We start from the raw sequence: 20,485 nt of genomic DNA, 5'->3' as shown, positions 1-20,485 counted from the left end.
AGCCGAAAAAGTGGGGAAATTTTGTGATTACCGAATCACAAAATTAGGCGACCCAGCGCGAGAAATCTTTAGATTTCTCGTGATGTGTCGCTTCCTAGAATTTCTTAGATTCGTGTCCGCACTTCGCAACGGCATATGTGCATTTGGCAGGCTTTCAGCTATCTCTTCATTTTGCGTCCCCATCCGTCTTAGGCTGGCTGGGGTGTTAATGGTAAAGAATTTGCGTTCCGTTTTTTTAGATCCTTCAGAATATAGGACAATCCCTGGTGATTATAATATATGTAAGAAGCAAATACAGCGGTGTACAATGGCAGAAAATCGCAGAGACAGCAGATATAGGAGGCGGCGGCTCAGAATCATACTGATCGGATGCATTGCGGCTGCCAGCATTTTGTATACGAAGGCAGGGCAAAGGGGCACGGCTGCTGCAGAAAATGAAGAAACGGCAATCGAAGAGAGCCGGGCGGGGGAAGGCGATAAGCAGAATCCGTCCGGCTCTTTAGAAACGCAGCCAGAGAAAAAGATCCTTCCAGTTCCGTTTCTGAGCCAGAACGATTATCCAACGGGCTGTGAGAGCGTGACTGCTGTCATGGCGCTTCAATATGCCGGGGTTGATGTTTCTGTGGATGATTTTATTGACCAGTACCTGAGAATCGGGACTTATTATGAAAAAGACGGAGAGTATTACGGCAACAGCCCTTACTATTATTTTATCGGAGATCCAAGGACCGGAAGCGGATTTGGCTGTTTTGCACCGGTGATTTATGACGCGCTTGCAGCGGCAGCAGGAGAGGACCGGGTGAAAGATCTGACCGGAACGCGCCTTAAGCAGATCACGGAGGAATACATCGGCCAGGGGATACCGGTGATCGTCTGGGCGACCATTGATATGCAGCCAACCTATGAAGGAAATGGGTGGACCATACTGGAGACTGGAAAATATTTTACCTGGCCGGCGGAGGAGCATTGTCTGCTGCTGGTGGGATGGGATGAGGAGTACTACTATTTTAATGATCCAAACCAGGACGGAGGCGTGACGGGATATGAGAAGACGGTGGCAGAACAGCGGTATCTTGAGATGGGAAGCCAGGCGCTGGCTGTTCTACCTGCGGACAACGGCAGCCCGGAAAAGTAATCCTGCTCTGCGAGTGGAACCTCGCGTGGAATTAACTATACCCAAAGAGCATCCCGTAATACATGCCCCTTCGGGGCGGGTCTGCAGCACAGCTGCAGAATAAGGTATACCCAAAGGGCACCCCGTAATGCATGCCCTTCGGGCGGACCTGCAGCCTAGCTGCAGAATAATGTATAACTCTCTTTTTCTATGTACCGGGGTTATTCTATAACACCAAACGACTCAATACGCTGCCCCCGTTACGAAGCCTCTCCAGTTGCCAAGCTTAGCTGCCGATTGGATGCACCCAGCAAAATGAAGGGATAGCCGCCATCCACCGGCAAACCAAAAGCTCGCCAACTGCCACTTTACTGTCCTATTACTTCCAGAACTTCCTCTTTTTCAGGCATGGAACGAATAGCGCCCTTCCGCGTCGTGATCAAAGCTGCCGCTGCATTTGCAAAGGTCATCATCTCACCCAGCTGCTCTTCTGTCAAATTCTCTATGCCATGCTCCAGCAGGTAGTTCAGTGAACTTCCGCAGAACGTATCGCCTGCCCCTGTGGTCTCGATCGTATCCATCTTAAACCCGCTTCTCTCTACACGCATGTCTTTATAGTAGGCGCGGCTTCCGTCTTTGCCGAGCGTCAGCAGGATCAACGGAATATGATATTTCTCCTGCAGATACTGGATTCCCTCATCATAATCCTCTTTGCCGGACACGAACTGAATCTCATTGTCAGAGATCTTCAGGATATCGCAGAACTGGAAACCATATTCCATCTGTTCCTTTGCAAGCTCTAGGGAACTCCAGAGCGGCGGGCGCAGATTCGGGTCAAATGAAATCAAAAGCCCGTTCTCTTTCGCGATATTCAGCGCCTTTTTCGTGGCCTCACGGACGCCTTCATGTGTCATGGACAGGGTGCCAAAATGGAAAAGCTTTGCTTTCTTTAAAAATTCTGCATCAATCTCGTCCGCTGTCAGCCTCATATCTGCACCCGGATTACGGTAGAAAGAAAACTCCCGGTCCCCGTCAGGAAAGGTATGTACAAAAGCAAGCGTTGTATTCACATCTGCATCCATCTTTAAATTAGAAGTATCGATCCCCGACTCATCCAGCGTATTTTTCAGCAGAACCCCAAACTGGTCCTGCCCCACTTTTCCAAGAAATGCCGTCTTCTTCCCCAATTTATTCAACATGGCAAGCACATTGCAGGGAGCGCCGCCTGGACATGCTTCGAACATGTTGTTTCCCTGTTCGCTCTTACCATTCATTGTAAAATCAATCAGCAGTTCTCCCATTGCGATTACATCAAATTGCTTTTCCATAGACCTATCTCCTTATTCCTATATTTGTTATAAGTTTAACGCAAATCAAATCTTTCTGCAATCTTTTTATAAAACTCCAGAGGGGATTTAATTAAAGTAAACCAGTTCCTCAATTGCCTCATCGTCTTCTATGTGCTCTGCCTCCAGAACCGGCCCCACACCGCCGTAGACAGACACTCTTGCGAACCCGATCTTAGCCCGGATCTTCACCCACTGTCCTTTCTTAAGCTTAGGGGCATAGGGGCTTTTACACACATATCCGAGAAATGTCGTATCATCTGCGCAGCAGGTCATTGCCATACGCCCCGGCATGAATACTTTTGACGGAAATCCTTTCGGCTTGAGTACACGCGCCGTGAATTCCACGGTCTTCCCCTTGTAACGTTCCGGATGCTCCATCACATCCACATACCAAATCCCGTAGTCTTCCCGGCGCACCTCGATAACCGGGGCGTCCAGATCATAGGGGACATCGTCCAGGAAAATATTTTCCACTTCCCCGTTCTCATCCTCGAATATCACTTCCGCCCGGGGACTCACGACCTTGACGCTTCGCCGGTACCCAGCCAGCGGCTTTCTGTCCGTGCACCGGTTAAATACCACCATCTCAGAATCCCGCACCATCTCCACAAACAGCGGCTTCAGGTTCGTCAGATACATCTGGAAGGTGCTGGCATCCACAGTTGTCAACTTCTGCTCAATCCCCCAGCCTTCGGGAAGTTTCATCTGCTCAAAGTCACTGACCTTCCACATCCCGTTATACTCAATCACAACACGCTCCGGATGATACTTACCGTCCATTTCCTCCAGCCATGCTTCCGTCAGGTCTGTCTGTTCCTGTACACGCTCAATTTTCACGTTGTACTCCAGCATTTCCTGCGGATCGTACTCCACCTCGCCCTCCTCGCATAGAATCAGAAGTGTGGTTCCCTCGATCTGGAAATAATCCTGTGAAAGTGTAAACTTTAAAAATTCCGTTTTGCCGCTGTCCAGAAATCCGGTCATCAAATATACCATTACATCAGGTTCGTTCATTTTTTAATCTCTCCAATCTTTACAGCAGCCTGTTCCTTCACAGGCCGCCGTCAGGCTGCTGCTTATTTTATTCCAAACAGATCCGCCAGTTTTTCTTCATTCAGGTTCGAACCGATCACACAGAGTCTGCCGGTATACTCGGCAGCACCGCTGCGCACCTCGTGCTCTTCGGGAACCATATCAAAATAGATCCAGTCATTTTCCCCGGCAACCATCCCCTTTGCCCTCAGAATAACTCCGAATGATTCATCGGATTCGAGAGCCTTCAGAATATGCTCAATTTCCTCTTTTGTGTAGGTCTTAATCGTCTCTCTTCCCCAGCTTGAGAACACATCATCCGCATGATGGTGCCCGTGATCATGGTGATGGTGGTCATGGCCGCACCCGCAGGAATCTGCATGCTCCTCATGACTGTGCTCATGCTCTTCATAATGATGGCCGCAGCCTTCTCCATGGCTATGCCCATGTTCCTCATGATGATGGCCGCAGCCTTCTCCATGACTATGCCCCTCTTCTTCATGATGGTGCCCGTCCCCTTCATGGCAGCACCCCTGTCCTTCATGGTGATGGTCGTGCCCGCAGCTTTCCCCATGCTCATGATGTCCTCCGCATTCGGGACACATGATCTCCGCCAGCAGTTCTTCCTCCAACGTTTTACTGTGTTCCATTGTCTCCAGCAGCTTATCCCCCGGCAGTTCTGCAATCGGTGTGGTAATAATCGGAGCCTTCTCATTCAATTCCCGAAGGATCTGATAACTCTCCTCCACTTTCTCCGGTTTAGCCTTATCTGTACGGCTCAAAATAATAGCCCCGGCATATTCCACCTGATTGCTGAAAAATTCCCCGAAATTATTTCTGTACAGCCGGCACTTCATGGCATCAACCACAGTCGTAAAACTGTTCAGCTCCGCGTCGATCTCCTCCTGGACATCCTGCACGGCTTTGATCACGTCCGAAAGCTTCCCAACGCCGGACGGCTCAATCAGAATACGGTCCGGGTGATAAGTTCCCACCACTTCCTTCAGGGATTTTCCGAAATCACCGACCAGTGAACAGCAGATACATCCCGAATTCATCTCCCGGATCTCAATCCCGGATTCCTTCAAAAAACCTCCGTCAATCCCGATCTCGCCGAATTCATTTTCAATCAGCACGACCTGTTCACCGCGAAACGCCTCTTTCAGCATCTTCTTGATAAATGTAGTCTTTCCGGCGCCCAAAAAGCCGGATATAATGTCTATTTTCGTCACAATAACTGCCTCCTAATCTCTCAGTGATTACTTTTCGTTCATTTCCAGCATGACAGGGCAGTGATCCGACCCCATAATGTCTGTCAGTATCCCCGCATCTACCAGCCTGTCTTTCAGGCACTCGGACACACAGAAATAGTCGATGCGCCACCCCGCATTCTTCTCGCGGGCACGGAAACGGTAGGACCACCAGGAGTATACCCCCTCCTGCTCCGGATAAAAATACCGGTACGTATCAATAAACCCCGCCTCCAAAAGCTCCGTGAACTTCTGCCGCTCCTCATCCGTAAAACCGGCATTCTTTCGGTTCGTTTTGGGATTCTTCAGATCGATTTCTTTGTGCGCCACATTCATATCGCCCGTCACGACAACCGGTTTCTTCTCTTCCAGCTTTTTCAGCCAGGCGCGGAAGTCGTCTTCCCATTTCATCCGGTAATCCAGGCGTGCAAGCTCATTCTGGGAGTTTGGCGTATAAACCGTAACAAAGTAGAAATCATCATACTCCAGAGTGATCACGCGCCCCTCCTGATCGTGTTCCTCAATTCCGATACCATTTACCACGGAAAGCGGCTCTATCTTTGAAAATACTGCCGTCCCCGAATATCCTTTCTTCACCGCATAGTTCCAGTATTGGTGGTAGCCGTCCAGTTCCAGCTCAAGCTGCCCTTCCTGCATTTTAGTCTCCTGTATGCAGAAGATGTCCGCGTCCGCCTGGCTGAAGAATTCCAGAAACCCTTTCTGCACACATGCACGGATTCCATTCACATTCCACGAAACAAACTTCATATAAACCTCCTTATCTCTTATGGAGCAGACTTATTGTAAATATACAAAAAGCCGAACCACCGGAACAAAGAACTCTCTCCTTCCCCGTAATCCGACTCCATCCAAATTAATACACATTTTTATCTGCCCTTGTTATAGTAAACTTCCTTCAGAAACAGTCCCCTGGCCGGAGCCAGAAATCCCGCATACTCCCGGTTTCCCGCTTCCAGCGCCGCGGCAGCCTCCTCGGGTCTTTTCTCACCCGTGCCAACCTCCAGCAGCGTTCCTGTTAAAATACGGACCATATGGTATAAAAAGCCTGTCCCATAATATTCCATCCTTATTTTGGTGTCCTGTTTCTCAATGATTATATCATAAATTGTCCGTATTGTGGTTATTTCATCTTTTTTATCTGTAAATCCCGCAAAATCATGGGTGCCGATCAGGTACCCCGCAGCTTCCTCCATTGCTGGAATATTCAGCTCATACGGATAATGAAAACAGTATTTTCTGGTAAAAACATCAGGTTTTTCCCTGGTATCAATAAAATATTCATAACGTTTCCCTTTCGCGTTGAACCGCGCATGGAACCCGTTTTTTACGAGCGTCATCTCCTTCACACGGATATCCTCGGGCAGCGCTTCGTTCAGACTCGCGCAGAATCCAGTTTCTTCCACTTTGCCGGGCAGCACCATACTGGCGGTCTGCCCTTTCGCATGCACGCCCCCGTCGGTTCTGCCGGAGCCGTTAATCTCCGTTTCACGTCCTGTGACCTCAGAGACTGCCCTTTCCAGAATTCCCTGAATGGTTCTCTCCGTGCTTTTCTGCCTCTGCCAGCCCTGGTACCGGCTGCCGTCATATACTACCGTCAATTTATATGTCCGCATATTCCTCCACTTTCCGGTCTTTTAAAAAGAGCACCCTGCTGCACAGCATGCTGACCACATCCAAATCATGAGATACAAACAAGTAACATATCTTTTCTTTTTTCTGCAGTTCTTTCAACAGCTCTATGATCTGCGCCTGTACCGTCACGTCCAGCGCAGACAGAGGCTCATCGGCAAGAATGAATCTGGTTCCGGTAATGAGTGCCAGCGCAATGCTTACCCGCTGGCGCTGCCCTCCGCTCAATTCCCGCGGATAGCGCCGGTAAAACTCCTGCGGAAGGTGCACCTGCATCAGTATTTCCTCCGCCCTTTTTCTGCGCTCTTCTTTGGTATATCCCCCTCTGCATTTAAGCGGCTCTTCCAGAATCCAGCCGATGGTCTTCTTCGGATTCAGGGAACCAAACGGATCCTGAAATATCATCTGGGGGTGTTCGGTATAATGAATGATCTCGCCCTCGTATTCCCTGAGCAGTCCCAGAACACATTTGCACAATGTAGACTTGCCGCTGCCGCTTTCGCCGACCAGTCCGACAATCTCTCCTTCATACAGTGTAAATGTTATGTCTTCCAGTACCTGTTTTTTTCGTTTTCCTTCTTTATAAAATGCATTTACAGCTTTCAGCTCCAGTACCTTCTCCGCCATTTCACTCACCTGCCTTTGCTCTCAGGAGTTTATAAAAAGCAGTGCTCTTTGTCCTGCCCGGAATCGCTGCAACCAGTTCTTTTGTATAAGGCGTTCCGGGATGTTCAAAGATATCTCCGGCTGCCCCCTCCTCCACGATCACCCCGTCTTTCATGACCAGCACACGGCGGCACAGCTCGTTGACCACCCGGAGATTATGTGAGATGAACAGGATCCCCATATGATATTTCTGATTCAGCTTTTTCAGCAATTTTAAAATGCTGTCCTGTGTCCCCACATCCAGCGCCGTTGTCGGCTCATCCGCGATCAGCACCCTGGGCCTGCATACAATAGCAGCTGCAATCATAACCCTCTGCCGCATGCCCCCGGACAGTTCGTGGGGATACTTCCCGTACAGGGCCTCCGGATCTTCCAGCTCCACATCCCGAAGCGCCCGCACCGCCTTTTGCCTGCGCTCTTCCTTTGAAAGCTTCGTGTGCAGCACAAGCGCTTCCTCTACCTGTCTGCCGATCTTCATCGTAGGATCCAGGGCTGTCATCGGCTCCTGGAATATCATACTGATGTCCCTGCCCTGAATCTCCCGCATCTCCCGTGCTGAGAGTTTCAGCAGATCCGTATCATCCAGGTAAATACTGCCGCTGTCCAGTACTGCCTGTTCCTTCAAAAGTCCCGCAATTGTCAGCGCTGTCATAGTTTTTCCGGATCCGGATTCCCCCACAATCCCGAGGATTTCCCCGTCCTGGAGACAGAAAGAAATGTCCCGCACAACCTCCTGTGTTTCACCGCCCTCCCCAAAATGGATGGACAGATTCTCTACTCTCATCATGATCTACCACCTCCGAACCTGTCCAGAATCCCTTCTCCGAGCATCCCCGCCCCCAGCACCATAAGTACCAGGAACAGCCCCGGGAATACAGCGCACCACGGGCCGCTTGCCAGATATGTCTGGGATTCCGACAACATTCTTCCCAGGCTGGCGTCCGGCGGCTGCACGCCGATTCCCAGATAGCTTAAGCCCGCCTCCGCAAGCACTGCATTGTTAAATCCGATCATCAGTGCGGAAAGCAGTGCCGGCAGAATATTCGGAAGGATGTGCACAAATAGGATTCTTGGGGCAGATACTCCGATCAGCCTGGCGCTGGTTACATAGTCCGCCTCCCGGCAGCGCATGAACTCCCCCCGCACAATTCTGGCAAAGCTGGGGATAAATGCGATTCCAAGCGCCAGCATAACCTTATATTTTCCGGTTCCCCACACGGTAATGATGACCAGTGCAAGCAGCACGCTTGGAAAAGCCGCCACGGCATCATTGACCCGCATCAGCGCCTCGTCCAGCCAGCCCCCGAAATATCCGGTCACTGCTCCCACGATAATCCCGATCCCTCCGCCGATCAATATCGTGCCGGCTGCAATCGAAAAAGTACTGCCTGCTCCCGCAAGTACACGGCTGAATATGTCACGCCCGAATTGATCTGTTCCGAAAATGTGCAAAAGCGACGGCGCATTCAGTTTCACAGACCCCTGCATTGCTTCTGTATCATAAGGGGTCCAGAAAAAGCCAAGCACAATCAGCGCTGCCATGATGATGGTAAGCACCATGCCAAATGTAAAGTTATATCCAGTTTTTCCCATTTTCCCATTATTTATTCGCTGTTTCTTCACTTTCATACCCCTATAGCGTAACAGTTCAGATAAGTCTGGACTGTTACGCATCCAGCCCATTGAAATTTGCCTGCGGCGAAGGGCTGGATGCCTGCAACCACTATGTTTTCGTACGGTCTGCGCAGTAAATGCGCAGGCCTGTCTGAACTGTTACCCTATATCTCAATCCGTTTGTCCAGTTTCCGGTACAGCAGATCCACAATCACATTAACTACCAATATAATAACTGCTATCAGGACAATGACCGCTTCCACCACCGGATAGTCCCGTTTTGAGATAGAGGAAATCAGAGTCCGGCCGAGCCCCGGTATCCCAAATACCTGCTCAATCACAATGCTGTTGGCTATCATATCTGCAATTGCCATCCCCAGAAACGTAATAACGGGAAGTATCCCGTTACGGAACGCATGCCTGACCAGCATTCTCCACAGACTGTTGCCCCGGCTCATAGCCGTACGTATATAGTCCTTGTGCATTTCCTCCAACAGAGAATTCCTCAGCATCTTGGTTGTCATTGCCGCCTTTGGAAGCGCTATTGCAATGGACGGCAGAACCAGATACCCCAGAAAGCCGCCCACACTCTCCGTATAAGGCACATATTCCCCAGGTGTAAAGAGCCGAAACGTAAGCCCGAATAATACAGTAAAGATAATGCCAACAAAAAATGGCGGAACCGACATAGTAATCTGGTTTAAAACCAAAAACAGCCTGTCCACAAATTTATCCGCATATCTCACACTCAGCAGGCTGACCGGTATGGAAAACAACAGGATAAAGACAAATGCCATCAACGTCATCGCCGCTGTGACGGGTACTTTATCCCCAATCATTTCTCTGACCGGAACCTGGTAAGAATAAGAGGTTCCCATATCCCCTGTGACAAAATCCTTCACCCACTGTCCATAACGCTGCGGCAGGGGACGGTTCAGTCCCATCTCCTCCCGCAGAGCCTGGACTTTGCTCTCCGTAGCTTCCGTACCCAGTATCGACCTGGCCGGGTCCCCGGGAATCACTTCAAACGCGAGGAAGGCAAGTACACTGACAATTAATAATGCGATTATAAGACCTGCTATTTTTTTTAAAACAAATTTCATACTTACCTCCCCGGAGCTTAAATGACTTTCATCCTATTATGCCCCATTTGCATCTGAATGTGTATTTTCCGTAACAATTCGGACCTGCTTGAACTATTACTCTTTTCTTCGCAGACCGGCTTCCATGCTATTCTACCATATAAATTGACGCCATATCCTGCACATACAGCGGATAGAATGTATATCCATCGTATTTGTCACTTATAGCCACCAGATTGGCCAGATCCTGGATATATACATTGGCCGCCTTCTCAGCCAGAATCCCTTCCAGCTCCTTATAAAGCGTCGTCTGTTTTGCTTCATCAACGGCAGAGATGGCTTCTTTGAATTTGCTGTCATACTCCGCATCCTTAAAGTTAATAAAGTTGCCGCTGTTGTCGGATGTAAATCTTTCCAACATTGCGCGGGCGGACAGATTGGATGCGTCGACCCCCACTACGGTGGACTGGAAATTGCGGTTTGCATAGACATCTTCCAGCCATGTCTCCCACTCAATCGGCTTAATCGTCACATTGACACCGATATTCTTCAATTCTTCCGCAATAATCTGAGCCGTATCCACATGCGGCTGGTCCGCAGAGCTGACTGTAATCTCCAGATCAAATCCATCCGGATATCCCGCCTCTTTGAGCAGTTCTTTCGCCTTCTCATAATCCTGCTCATAATAGTGCGCGTATTCTTCATCATAATACTTCTTCAATCCGGGATACATGCTCGTACCGATGCGCACGCCTTTTCCGTCGGCCATAATATCCATGATTTCATCCGGATTAACAGCATAGCACAGCGCCTGCCTCACCTTCTCATTGTCCAGGGGTTTAGCATCGTTATTCAGATACAGTGCCTGCACCAGGTTCATGGTGCCCTCTTCAATATGAAAACCATCCGTCAGCTCTGCCGCCTGGCCGGAAGTTAGACGCATTGCCATATCAATAGAGCCGCCCTTGAGATTGGTCACCAGCATGTCCGCATCCGCCACAATCTTAAATTCCACCTTGTCCAGATGCGCCTTCTCTCCCCAATAATCCTCATTTTTTTCCAGCACCACATTTTCCTGAGGGCTGCGTGACACATACTTAAACGGCCCGGTTCCCACCGGAGCTGTCTCCAGAGCATCATAATCCTTCGGGATCACCGCAGTCGTCATATAGGCAAGAAATTCCGTATTCGGTTCGGTGAGGCGGATCTCCACGGTTTTTTCATCCAGAATATTCACACTCTCAATAATAGAATACGCCGATACCAATGGATCACCATTTGACGTATCAGCGCATCTATCTATCGAATATTTTACATCTTCCGCCGTCACGTCATTCCCATTATGGAACTTCACCCCATCACGCAAAGTAAATGTATACACCTTTGCATCATCCGAAATTGCATAATCGCTCGCCACGGCCTCAATTAAATTACCATCTTTGTCCGGCTTAACCAAGCCTTCATAAATGTTAAATAAAACCTCTTTCGTTCCTGCCGCAACTGCTTTATGTGGGTCAAGACTGTCTAAATCCTGGGATATACCTACCTTGATACTCCCGCCCTCGACTGGGTTTCCTGAAAGTTTATTCTCCGTCGTTGACTTCTGCTTCTCCTTGTCACCTGAACATCCGCTCAGTGCAACAGTTACAGCCATAGTGAGCACTAAAAGAATCCCTGTTACTCTTCTCTTCATGTTTGTCTCCTTCTTCAAATAACCTTCATTATTAAATTGTCGTATTAATTGTAGCGGATTTGGTGCGTTTTGGCAAGCATTTAAATCGGGAGTTAGTTAACGAGCTTTAGACTCGTTGACGGATGGAGGACGCGAATGACGAGGTGAGTCCGGGAGCTGGCGGGGCAATGTCTGCTGGTGAAATGTCCTGACACTTCGCGAAGAAGCTGTAGAAGAAAACGGAACGGGAAGGGAGGTACATGCCGCATTTGGCCCGAATGCCGATGCATTCGCGCCGCAGGCGGCATCAGAATTTGCCTGGTAAGGCAAATTCTGCCCTCCCTTCCCGTTCCGTTTTCTTCAACAGCTTCTAATCGCTCGCTTTATGGACTTTTCACCAGCAGACATTGCCCCGCCAGCTCCCGGACTCACCTCGTCATTCGCTGTTGCATCCAAACGGTAGTTAAGAGCTCATTCCCCAGAGGGGCCCTCGTACGGTAGCAACGGATGGAACAGAATTGGTGATTCGTTTATATAAGTGTAAGTGTTAGATCGCCTTGTTACCCGTAAATATACTGGATTTAAAAATACGCATAGCCAATTCCATCCGCCTCCCCCGTCTCGGGCTCCACCTTAGGAACGAGTCTTTGCCTACCGGTCGGATGAACCAGCCAATCGACAGGAAAGCTCGCCAACCGGATGGGATCCCGAACCAGGGCAGCGGATTTGGATTGGCTATGCGTATCTTTTCATCTTCAAGATGTGTATTGAATTATTTTGATACTGGAACCGTATCCCATTGCTTATGTACACCTACTGGGGACATAAAAGTCCCGCCAATTCAATACCATACGCTGCCCCCGCTTGAGGCCTCTCCTTAGAAACGAGCTTTTTCCTACCGGTTGGATGCGCCAGCTCCATGAAGGGATAGCCGAAAACCTCCCGGAGAACATCCATGTCCTTTCAAAAACGCTCAAAGCGGACCTTAGAAATTCTTGGTGGGAAACAGCCCTGAAAATGGAGAGATTTTTGGATTCCGAATCCAAAAATCAGCTGACCCAGCGCGAGAAATCATCGGATTTCTCGTGATGTGTCAGTGGTGCTCCATTTTCAGGGCTGTTTCCCGCCTAGAATTTCTTAGATCCGCGGCCGCGTTTTTGAAAGGACATGGATGTTCTCCGGGAGGTTTTCGGCTATCCCTTTATGGAGCGCCCCCATCCGCGCCGAGACTAAAGCTCGCCGCTAAATCCCGATTTTTTTGGGTTCCCTATCCATTATTTTTTAGTTTTATGATATAATTTTTTTATGGTTTATATAACAGAGGCGTTATAAAATGAATCAAATAATTACGTAAAGTGAGGTATTGCAATGAACATTACAGAAGCAATTCAATCACGCAGAAGTATCCGGAACTTCAAGAACACCCCGGTCCCGGAAGACCTTCTGCGCAGGCTGGCCGATGCCGGCAGGCTCGCGCCCAGTGCCAGCAATCTACAGGCATGGAAATTTTTCTTTGTCACCGAACCGGACCTCGTCGCAAAAGTGGACATGTTCAGTCCCGGACTCAGCGGCCATCCGCCCGTCATCCTGGTAATCTGTTCCGACATGGAATATGCCCTGAACCACTCCCGCAATGCTGAAATCTACGGCTGCATGATGGACGCCTCCATGGCTGCAGAAAACATCATGCTGGCAGCACTCGAAGAGGGCCTCGGCACCTGCGCCATCAAGTCCTACACCGATGCCGCCGTGCGCAAACTCCTCTGTCTCCCCGATACATACCGCATAGAAATGCTAATGTCCATAGGCTACCCTGAAGGAGACCCAAGAGACCCCAGAAGAAAACCCCTGGAAGAAATCCTATACTTCAATCAATGGGAGGAAAACAAATGAAAAACAAAGAAGCCAGCCTCGAACTCTTAATCTACATGATAACCAGCGCCGCCGGCCTGGAAAACGAGCCCCACATCTACGGCCCCCTCCGATTAATAGAGGCCTCCCAGCGCCTGTGCCAACTCCACCTGGAGGATGACCCCGATAATCAGGACCTAAAAGACCTCATATCCATCATAGAAGAAGGCAAACACAAATGCACCTCCGACGAGCCCGCCTTCTACCAAATGCTCCAGGACGCCGCCGCCAAACTGGTAGACATAATCTAACAAAAAGCAAAACATTATTCTGCCACCCATACTGCCGTTCCGCCCGCTGGGCATGAGTTACGGGGTACCCTTTGGGTATACATTCCCCTGCATAACTGCCCCCCCTGCCAACAGTCTCCCAAATTTCAGAACTATACATCCTCACCAAGCATCCCCCCCGCGCCGCCTCCGTCCGCCATCTCCGACCACCCGGCCGGATGAGCGCCGCCTTCCCGGGATGGTGAATGAGACGCCGGAGGGGATTTGAGCAGGTGTTTTTAGATGCCTAAAGTGTGCCGTGTTTCCGTTAGGATAAAATAGAAAAATCTGATGGACAAACTTTGCTTTCCCAAGCAAAGTTTGAAGCAACTAAGGCGCCAAATCATCAGATTTGGCGCCGCATGTTGCTGGTTCCATCAGATTTTTCTATTTTATCCTTACGGAAACTAGGCTAAACGCCCGGTATCCAAAAACACCTGCTCAAATCCCCTCCGGCGTCTCATTCACCATCCCGGGAAGGCGCCCCCCCCTACTCTAAAAATTCCTTCAGTTCCGCCATAAAGGTGTTGACATCTTTAAACTCCCGATACACGGAAGCGAACCGCACATAAGCCACCGGATCCAGCGCCCTAAGCTTGTCCATCACAATCTCACCGATCATACTGCTTGGTATCTCTTTTTCCTCGCGGTTAAATATCTCCAGTTCCACGGCATCTATTGTCCGCTGAATCTCCGATGCCGGAACCGGTCTTTTATAGCAGGCGCTTAAAATGCCCTGCTCAATCTTCGCGCGATCATACTGTTCTCTGTTATTGTCTTTCTTGATCACGATCAGCGGAATAGTTTCAACCTTTTCATAGGTTGTGAAACGTTTTCCACACTCGTCACAGGAACGTCTTCTGCGTATAGAATTATTATCTTCTGCAGGCCTAGAATCAATTACTCTTGTGTCGGGGTTTCCACAATAAGGACATTTCATAATATATTCCGCCTTTCCTCCCATTTCTTCCCCCATTATACACAATAACTAGAACTTTTGCAAAAACTTTTCCTCCCTTATTTCCACTAAAATAATATCGGGGCCAATCTTCTTGATGCAGTGCCACGGAATGACATATTCACAGTCTGTTCCGAGGAAACCGCAGATTTTCCCCGGACCCGGAATAATGATGGCCTCCACCCGGCCCTCTTTGATGTCGATATCCACATCCACAACGCATCCAAGCCTTTTACAGTCGCATACATTAATAACTTCCTTTTCCCGCAATTCACATAATCTCATAATCTCACCACACCAAAAATGCCCGCATACAGCAGCAGCTTCTCTCACTGTTACTATATGCGGGCACTCTGAAATGCGTGTTAAATTGCCATTACCTTTTCACTCTCAAATGCTTTTGCAATCACACCGATTAATACGGCTCCCAGAACAAGTGTTACGCCCAGTGTCATCCCATACTGCATCATGGTCACTTCCTGCGTCAGAATACCCTGCAGCGTAAGCGATGTGTTATAGATCGGCACGGCATAGAACCATTCGTGCGGAGTCTTTGTTGTAAACATTGTCGTGATCCCAAGCACCAGAACCAGCATGTAAACCGGCATCACGTAAGAACTGGCCTCCTTCACGGTCTTGGCAAATACGGATACCAGGACGATAATTGCCGAATACAGGAATGCAATTGCCACAAGCAAAGCGGCCATCATCCCGATCTGCTTTGGATTCAACGACAGATCCAGCCCCATATCTCCGCCCATTCCGCTCATCATCTGCGGCATAAAGGCAACCATTGCACCCACATATACGACAGAGGATACTCCGGAGATAATCATCAGTGAAAATACTTTTCCAAGTACAATGGAGCTTCTCTTGATCGGGGAGACCAGTAGGCTTGCCATCGTGCCCCTTTCCTTTTCCCCGGCTACCATATCGGTTCCGATTCCCATAGCCCCGGCAAATAACAGGATGGTTACAAAATAAGGAAGCATCATTCCCAGAACCTTGCCGCTGGCTTTCTCCTCGTCCTGAATGACCATTTCAGGATTATCCGAATTTACTGTAAATACAGTAAGCCCTTCCATGTCCTCCACACGGTCGGATAAGAGCAGCTGTCTGTATGACTCCAGGACGCCATTTGATATTGTGTCATATGCCGCGCGTGAATAGTCTTCCGACGGGTTATAATATGTCTTAACCTGAGGGGTTGGCGCTCCTGTCTGATAACTGGTAACCTCATCCAAAAAACCTTCCGGAAATTCGATCAGCAGGTCTGCCCCTCCGTTTTTAATCATACCTTCGGTCTCGGCCCTGTCGCTGACCGTATATACATCGCATTCTTTGTCCGCGGCCTTTAAAAATTCTTCAAAACCTGCCGGCGCATTCTGGAGATATACGATCGCCTTGTGCGATTCGACGTCTTCCTGAGCGTTGCTGCTCAGACTGCTGACCAGAGTCATAATACCAACCATAATAATCACCGGAAGGAAAAATACTGAGAAGATCATCTTCTTGTCTTTGAAAACCCTTGCCAGCTCTTTCCCGCATATCTGTTTAATCCCGCTCATCTTACTTTCCTCCCTTCTGAATTCTGTAAAGTTCGAAAAAGGCGTCTTCCAGATCCTCTGTGTTTGTATCGTGAAGTATCTGATCCAGACTTCCCTCAGCCACCTTACACCCATCAATGATAATTCCGATCCTGTCACAGATTTTTTCAGCTTCTGACATGACATGCGTGGAGATAATCACCAGCTTGCCTTCGTCCCTTAATTTTCTTAAATAATCAGTAACGCCGCGTGCTGTCACTACATCCAGCCCATTGGTCGGTTCGTCAAAGATTACGATATCAGGGTCATGAACCAGACATACCGCGATTGCAGCTTTCTGCGCCATACCTGTGGACAGCTCTTTGATCTTTTTCTGGGAAAAGTCTTTGATCCCAAAATATTCAAAAAGCTCCTCTTTTCTCGCTTTGAGCCTATCCTCCGGAATGTTATGTAATCTTCCGAAGAAATCAAACATATAATCCACAGAAAACTGAGGATCCAGCTTTATATCCCCTGTCAGGAAGCCGAGCTTCTCCCGCACCATTTCCGGTTCCTTCTGTACTTCATGGCCGGATACATAGATCTCGCCTTTTGTCGGCTTGATGATGGTAGAGATACACCGCAGCGTCGTTGTCTTCCCCGCGCCGTTTGGTCCCAGCAGGCCGTATATCTCGCCCGGTTTTGCCGTAAGGCTCAGGTCATTAACGGCAGTCTTTACGGGATTTGTCGTCTTGGATTCCTTCATCTGCTTTTTATTCAGTTTATAAATCTTGGTCAGGTTTTTGATCTCTATCATGATCTCCCTCCTCGTTCTGTACTATTGTGTTAATACAACTATATATCCTTGTTATTGATTTGTCAATATAAATATTTTTGTTATTATTCGCGGGGCCATTCATCTTGCTGCACGGCATCCGAGTCAGTTTAGTGATGGGGTTCCCCGCCACAGGCGACTTTAAATGAGCCTGATGCGTTACTATGTACGGCTATAGGCCGTATATAGTAACATATTTTTCCTTCCTCAGCCCTTTCAATCTTGTCCCAAATAGATTACAATATAAAAAAATAAGGAGGACTATCCATGAAAGAAACTATCTTACTTTTTCACGTTCCTGATAAAGAAAAGCTGTTAAAAATCGAGATGGCACTTTTTCCCCTGCATGTTCGCCTGAAACATGTAAAAGAGGAAGAGTATCACCAGCCGCTCGGCGTACTGGCCGGCATAAAAGACGCGGTACCCGCCGAAGGAAATTATGCCGGAACCGCCCTACCCGATACCATGATCGTTTTCGCATTCTTTGATGACAACCGTCTCAACCAGGCACTGGCAGCGCTGAAGAAAAGCGGCGCCGGCCCTCTGCCCTACAAGGCGGTCCTAACTCCGACCAACCAATTCTGGACTGCCCACGAATGCTTTGCTGAACTGAAACGTGAACATGAGGCTATGACTCCTTAGCAGGAATCATAGCTTTTTTTCATAATATTTTTTTACGATGACGGTAACAAGGAAATACAGCATTAGTACTCCCCATGCCGTCCAGAATACTGCAAAGTTAAAAAATCCTGAAATTAAAAGAACCACATAACAGGCTCCCATAACAATCATGCCTGCCCAATATGAGGTTTTTTCATTAATCATTTTATTTCTCTCGTCAGATACTTTGAGACGTTCCTCTCGCAGAAGTTTTTCATTCTTAAGAAGTTTTTTTGCCTTTAAGATCTCTTTGACTGCGAAGAAAAGAACGGCTGCACCGGTTCCCGTAAAGACCCCGCATAAAAATCCCTCCTCATATTCCCCGCCTCTCAGCATCATCACAATCGCCGCTGCGATGGTAAGCAGCCCCACACCGCACATAAAAAAGTCTATTCTGATCCTGGCTTTTAGTTTCTCCCTGTACTCCTCGTCTGTCTTAGCCCCCTGTTGCAATGCTTTTATAAACATATATTTTCCTCCTCCAGATTAAAAATAAAAATATCCTCAATATTGACTCCAAAATACTGGGCAATCTTATGTGCCAGTATCAATGACGCATTATACCTGCCATTCTCCAGCGATATGATGGTCTGCCTTGTCACCTCAACTGCATCTGCAAGTTCACTCTGCGTAATCTTGCGTTCCTTCCTCAACTGCTGAATTTTATTTTCCAAAAACATCCCCCATTTCTGACCGTCGTGTTCAGCGCTGCTTTCCTCCATAAAACAAAGACTCCTTAAACGCTTTTATTCTGCGGTAGGACTTTTCCGGAAGAATCCCGGTCAACATCAGGCAGATCGCCATCCCAAAAAGGAATCCCTTAATCAGCTCCGGTGTATCCGCAAACTGTTGAAGCAGCAAAGCCAGCGCATGAAATGCAAGACCCAACTTTAATTCTCTCCTCATATCACCTTTTTTCATAATCACCGCTCTCCTTTGCCTCTAAAGAAAATGTATAGTTCGTTTTACATTTAAAGTATAGTACGCTTTACATTAAATGTCAAGCACATTTTACATTTTCCAGTGACGAGCTTTCGTCTCGGCGCTGATGGGAGACGTAACGCTCACTAACAGAGATGCCGTGGACATGAAAGCACCACCAATTCAATCTCCATACACGGCCCCCGTTTCAAGCCCCTCGCCTAGGAACGGATCATATCTCCCTACTGGATGCACCAGCTCCATAAAGGGATAGCCGAAAGCCGCCGTAAGAACATACCTGTCATTATAAATCGCTAAAGCGGATCTTAGTAATTCTAGGCGGAAACCAGCCGTGAAAATAGAGAGATTTTTTGATCCCGAATCAAAAAATCAGCTGGCCCAGCGCGAGAAATCATCAGATTTCTTACGATGTGTCAGCTGTGCTCCATTTTCATGGCTGGTTTCCGCCTAGAATTACTTAGGTCGTGTCCGCGATTTATAATGACAGGTATGTTCTTACGGCGGCTTTCGGCTATCCCTTTATAGAGCGTCCCCCTCCCCGCCGCCTATCCCCTTGGCGCAATCTTCCCTCCGCCTGCCAGGCTGATTGTTCTTCCTGCGAGCCAGCTGTTCGCACTGTCCGCAGTGTCATAGTAAATGCTGTATCCTCCCGAATCTATATTGCTGCAGGATTGATCTGCATTCGTCAAAACATTTACGTAGGCGTCACCCGACAGTTTCCAGTCTGCATCTTCCGCCAGGGACACTTTTATGTATTTTCCTTTATTATCGCTGTTGATGCTGCCGCTGAAGCTGGAACTTTCTTTCAGCTTCAGATTCACGGTACTGATCTCGTCACAGATTATTCTGCCCTTCAGTTTTTGATCTATGGCAGTCAATGTCAGGTTTCCTCCGTTGCTGCCCGGGGTTCCCCAGTTGTTTATGTTGTTGCCAGATACTTTGGCCAGCACATTACCTTCGTACTTTAATTCCGAACTTTTAAGAATTACATCCGCCTTTGTATTTGTCACATAGAACAGCGGCCCTTCTGTCCTGGATGTCAGCTTTGTATCAGCTGCTTTCAGGTTTGAGGCCCCTTCCCCTTCGTTTTCGGAGCTGCTCCGGTACAGCAGCACACCGTTCTCACCGGAACCGGATAGGTCACAGCCGTTTAAGACTGCTGTGCTGCCGCCTTCTATCATCAGTATCTGGCTGTCATCCGCACTGCCCTCCAGCTTTTCTGCTGTTACTGTCCCGGCCGCAAAGATGCATGGACTGCCGGTACCGGACGACAGCACAGTGCCTCCCTGTACGAACACACTGCCGCTCTTCTCTGCCGCCACGGGCGCACAGCGGGTGCCGCTGGTGGTTACTTCTATATTCTCTGCTTTAATTCTGCCTCCATAGGTAGCCTTCAATCCCCTGGAAGAATTACCCGACGTACTGATCTTCACATGGTTCGCATGTATGAGTGCATCCGTCCCGGTTGCAAAAACTGCGTTCGCCCCCTCAGCCGCCGACGTGATCTCACTTTTGCTGATACTGGACTCGCTTCCTGCAGTTGTAGCAAATACCGCATTTACGCCATAATAATTGCTCTCATCCGCACTGGACGTGTTCCCCGACTTTGTCAGCTTCCCGTCTGTCATGGTAAGCGTCCCTCCGTTCTTTACCAACACGGCATTCTGGTTTTCGCTGCTGGTACTAATGGATTCCGATTCTGAGTTCTCACTCTTCCCGTCCACCTGCAGCATGCCGTTTAACTCAATGCTCCCCTGTGATTCCTCATCTATAAAATCTTGTTCCTGCTCTTCAACGATTACTTCCCCTGAATTTACTGAATCCGTATCTTTATCGTCTGTGCTCCCCTGATGGCTGCATCCGGTAAAGACATATAATAAAACCGCGGTCCCCAGAAATAACTGTATCACCCTTTTCTTCATCCAACCATCCTTTCTGCCCCTTATTACCTCACC

At 48.6% G+C, this 20,485-nt stretch carries 22 protein-coding genes; 4 read left to right on the top strand and 18 right to left on the bottom strand.

What is annotated here, in order from left to right:
* Positions 1 to 307: 307 nt before the first annotated feature.
* Positions 308 to 1,135 (top strand): C39 family peptidase, encoded by an 828-nt coding sequence (locus tag MWG26_RS04505; protein WP_049915434.1) that lies wholly within the window; start codon positions 308 to 310, stop codon positions 1,133 to 1,135.
* A 347-nt stretch (positions 1,136 to 1,482) separates the two neighbouring features.
* On the opposite strand, the gene MWG26_RS04500 is transcribed toward MWG26_RS04505, so the two are convergent.
* The 10 genes from MWG26_RS04500 to MWG26_RS04455 all read right to left on the bottom strand — a co-directional run bounded on the left by MWG26_RS04500 (position 1,483) and on the right by MWG26_RS04455 (position 11,450).
* Positions 1,483 to 2,442, bottom strand: a complete 960-nt coding sequence (locus MWG26_RS04500) for a carbohydrate kinase family protein (protein WP_025654876.1) — start codon at positions 2,440 to 2,442, stop codon at positions 1,483 to 1,485.
* Between the two features lie 87 nt (positions 2,443 to 2,529).
* Positions 2,530 to 3,477, bottom strand: coding sequence for a TIGR03943 family putative permease subunit (locus MWG26_RS04495; protein WP_025654875.1), 948 nt, complete (start codon positions 3,475 to 3,477; stop codon positions 2,530 to 2,532).
* 62 nt (positions 3,478 to 3,539) lie between these two features.
* Positions 3,540 to 4,727, bottom strand: coding sequence for a CobW family GTP-binding protein (locus MWG26_RS04490; protein ID WP_025654874.1), 1,188 nt, complete (start codon positions 4,725 to 4,727; stop codon positions 3,540 to 3,542).
* Positions 4,728 to 4,754: 27 nt separating this feature from the next.
* On the bottom strand, positions 4,755 to 5,513 hold the full coding sequence (locus MWG26_RS04485; protein WP_025654873.1) for an exodeoxyribonuclease III: 759 nt from the start codon (positions 5,511 to 5,513) through the stop codon (positions 4,755 to 4,757).
* Between the two features lie 119 nt (positions 5,514 to 5,632).
* The gene (truA, locus tag MWG26_RS04480) at positions 5,633 to 6,379 is read right to left on the bottom strand and encodes a tRNA pseudouridine(38-40) synthase TruA (RefSeq protein WP_025654872.1); all 747 of its coding nucleotides are present in this window, start codon (positions 6,377 to 6,379) and stop codon (positions 5,633 to 5,635) included.
* On the bottom strand, positions 6,366 to 7,022 hold the full coding sequence (locus tag MWG26_RS04475; protein ID WP_025654871.1) for an ABC transporter ATP-binding protein: 657 nt from the start codon (positions 7,020 to 7,022) through the stop codon (positions 6,366 to 6,368). Before MWG26_RS04475 ends, truA begins: the two co-directional genes overlap by 14 nt.
* 1 nt (position 7,023) lies before the next feature.
* A complete protein-coding gene (locus MWG26_RS04470) occupies positions 7,024 to 7,848 on the bottom strand; it encodes an ABC transporter ATP-binding protein (RefSeq protein ID WP_025654870.1) in 825 nt (274 codons plus the stop codon).
* Positions 7,845 to 8,690 (bottom strand): ABC transporter permease, encoded by an 846-nt coding sequence (locus MWG26_RS04465; protein ID WP_173005731.1) that lies wholly within the window; start codon positions 8,688 to 8,690, stop codon positions 7,845 to 7,847. Before MWG26_RS04465 ends, MWG26_RS04470 begins: the two co-directional genes overlap by 4 nt.
* Before the next feature lie 149 nt (positions 8,691 to 8,839).
* Positions 8,840 to 9,778: an ABC transporter permease gene (locus MWG26_RS04460; RefSeq protein WP_025654868.1), complete on the bottom strand. Its 939-nt coding sequence runs from the start codon at positions 9,776 to 9,778 to the stop codon at positions 8,840 to 8,842.
* Positions 9,779 to 9,905: 127 nt separating this feature from the next.
* On the bottom strand, positions 9,906 to 11,450 hold the full coding sequence (locus MWG26_RS04455; RefSeq protein WP_025654867.1) for an ABC transporter substrate-binding protein: 1,545 nt from the start codon (positions 11,448 to 11,450) through the stop codon (positions 9,906 to 9,908).
* Between the two features lie 1,347 nt (positions 11,451 to 12,797).
* Here MWG26_RS04455 and MWG26_RS04450 point away from each other — a divergent pair.
* Positions 12,798 to 13,322: a nitroreductase family protein gene (locus tag MWG26_RS04450; protein ID WP_025654866.1), complete on the top strand. Its 525-nt coding sequence runs from the start codon at positions 12,798 to 12,800 to the stop codon at positions 13,320 to 13,322.
* Entirely contained in the window at positions 13,319 to 13,591 is a 273-nt protein-coding gene (locus tag MWG26_RS04445; RefSeq protein WP_025654865.1) for a DUF6092 family protein, read from the top strand. Before MWG26_RS04450 ends, MWG26_RS04445 begins: the two co-directional genes overlap by 4 nt.
* A gap of 508 nt (positions 13,592 to 14,099) precedes the next feature.
* Here MWG26_RS04445 and nrdR read toward each other — a convergent pair.
* From nrdR to MWG26_RS04425, 4 genes are all read right to left on the bottom strand, one after another.
* The gene (gene nrdR / locus MWG26_RS04440; RefSeq protein WP_025654864.1) at positions 14,100 to 14,549 is read right to left on the bottom strand and encodes a transcriptional regulator NrdR; all 450 of its coding nucleotides are present in this window, start codon (positions 14,547 to 14,549) and stop codon (positions 14,100 to 14,102) included.
* A 48-nt stretch (positions 14,550 to 14,597) separates the two neighbouring features.
* Positions 14,598 to 14,852 (bottom strand): YlmC/YmxH family sporulation protein, encoded by a 255-nt coding sequence (locus MWG26_RS04435; protein ID WP_025654863.1) that lies wholly within the window; start codon positions 14,850 to 14,852, stop codon positions 14,598 to 14,600.
* 80 nt (positions 14,853 to 14,932) lie between these two features.
* The gene (locus MWG26_RS04430; RefSeq protein ID WP_117441005.1) at positions 14,933 to 16,135 is read right to left on the bottom strand and encodes an ABC transporter permease; all 1,203 of its coding nucleotides are present in this window, start codon (positions 16,133 to 16,135) and stop codon (positions 14,933 to 14,935) included.
* A 1-nt stretch (position 16,136) separates the two neighbouring features.
* Positions 16,137 to 16,910, bottom strand: a complete 774-nt coding sequence (locus tag MWG26_RS04425) for an ABC transporter ATP-binding protein (RefSeq protein WP_025654861.1) — start codon at positions 16,908 to 16,910, stop codon at positions 16,137 to 16,139.
* Between the two features lie 285 nt (positions 16,911 to 17,195).
* On the opposite strand from MWG26_RS04425, the gene MWG26_RS04420 reads away from it, so the two are divergent.
* The gene (locus tag MWG26_RS04420) at positions 17,196 to 17,570 is read left to right on the top strand and encodes a DUF3783 domain-containing protein (RefSeq protein WP_025654860.1); all 375 of its coding nucleotides are present in this window, start codon (positions 17,196 to 17,198) and stop codon (positions 17,568 to 17,570) included.
* 6 nt (positions 17,571 to 17,576) lie between these two features.
* On the opposite strand, the gene MWG26_RS04415 is transcribed toward MWG26_RS04420, so the two are convergent.
* The 4 genes from MWG26_RS04415 to MWG26_RS04400 form a co-directional block, all read right to left on the bottom strand.
* A complete protein-coding gene (locus tag MWG26_RS04415) occupies positions 17,577 to 18,056 on the bottom strand; it encodes a hypothetical protein (RefSeq protein ID WP_025654859.1) in 480 nt (159 codons plus the stop codon).
* Positions 18,047 to 18,268 (bottom strand): helix-turn-helix transcriptional regulator, encoded by a 222-nt coding sequence (locus MWG26_RS04410; RefSeq protein ID WP_373596796.1) that lies wholly within the window; start codon positions 18,266 to 18,268, stop codon positions 18,047 to 18,049. Before MWG26_RS04410 ends, MWG26_RS04415 begins: the two co-directional genes overlap by 10 nt.
* A 22-nt stretch (positions 18,269 to 18,290) precedes the next feature.
* Complete coding sequence (locus tag MWG26_RS04405; RefSeq protein WP_025654857.1) at positions 18,291 to 18,509, bottom strand: hypothetical protein; 219 nt, start codon at positions 18,507 to 18,509, stop codon at positions 18,291 to 18,293.
* 566 nt (positions 18,510 to 19,075) lie between these two features.
* Positions 19,076 to 20,452: a hypothetical protein gene (locus MWG26_RS04400; RefSeq protein ID WP_025654856.1), complete on the bottom strand. Its 1,377-nt coding sequence runs from the start codon at positions 20,450 to 20,452 to the stop codon at positions 19,076 to 19,078.
* Between the last annotated feature and the right edge of the window lie 33 nt (positions 20,453 to 20,485).

The sequence above is a fragment of the Faecalicatena contorta genome (genome assembly GCF_022835095.1).
GTDB lineage: Bacteria > Bacillota > Clostridia > Lachnospirales > Lachnospiraceae > Faecalicatena > Faecalicatena contorta.
This window is presented reverse-complemented; position numbering and strand designations above follow the sequence as displayed.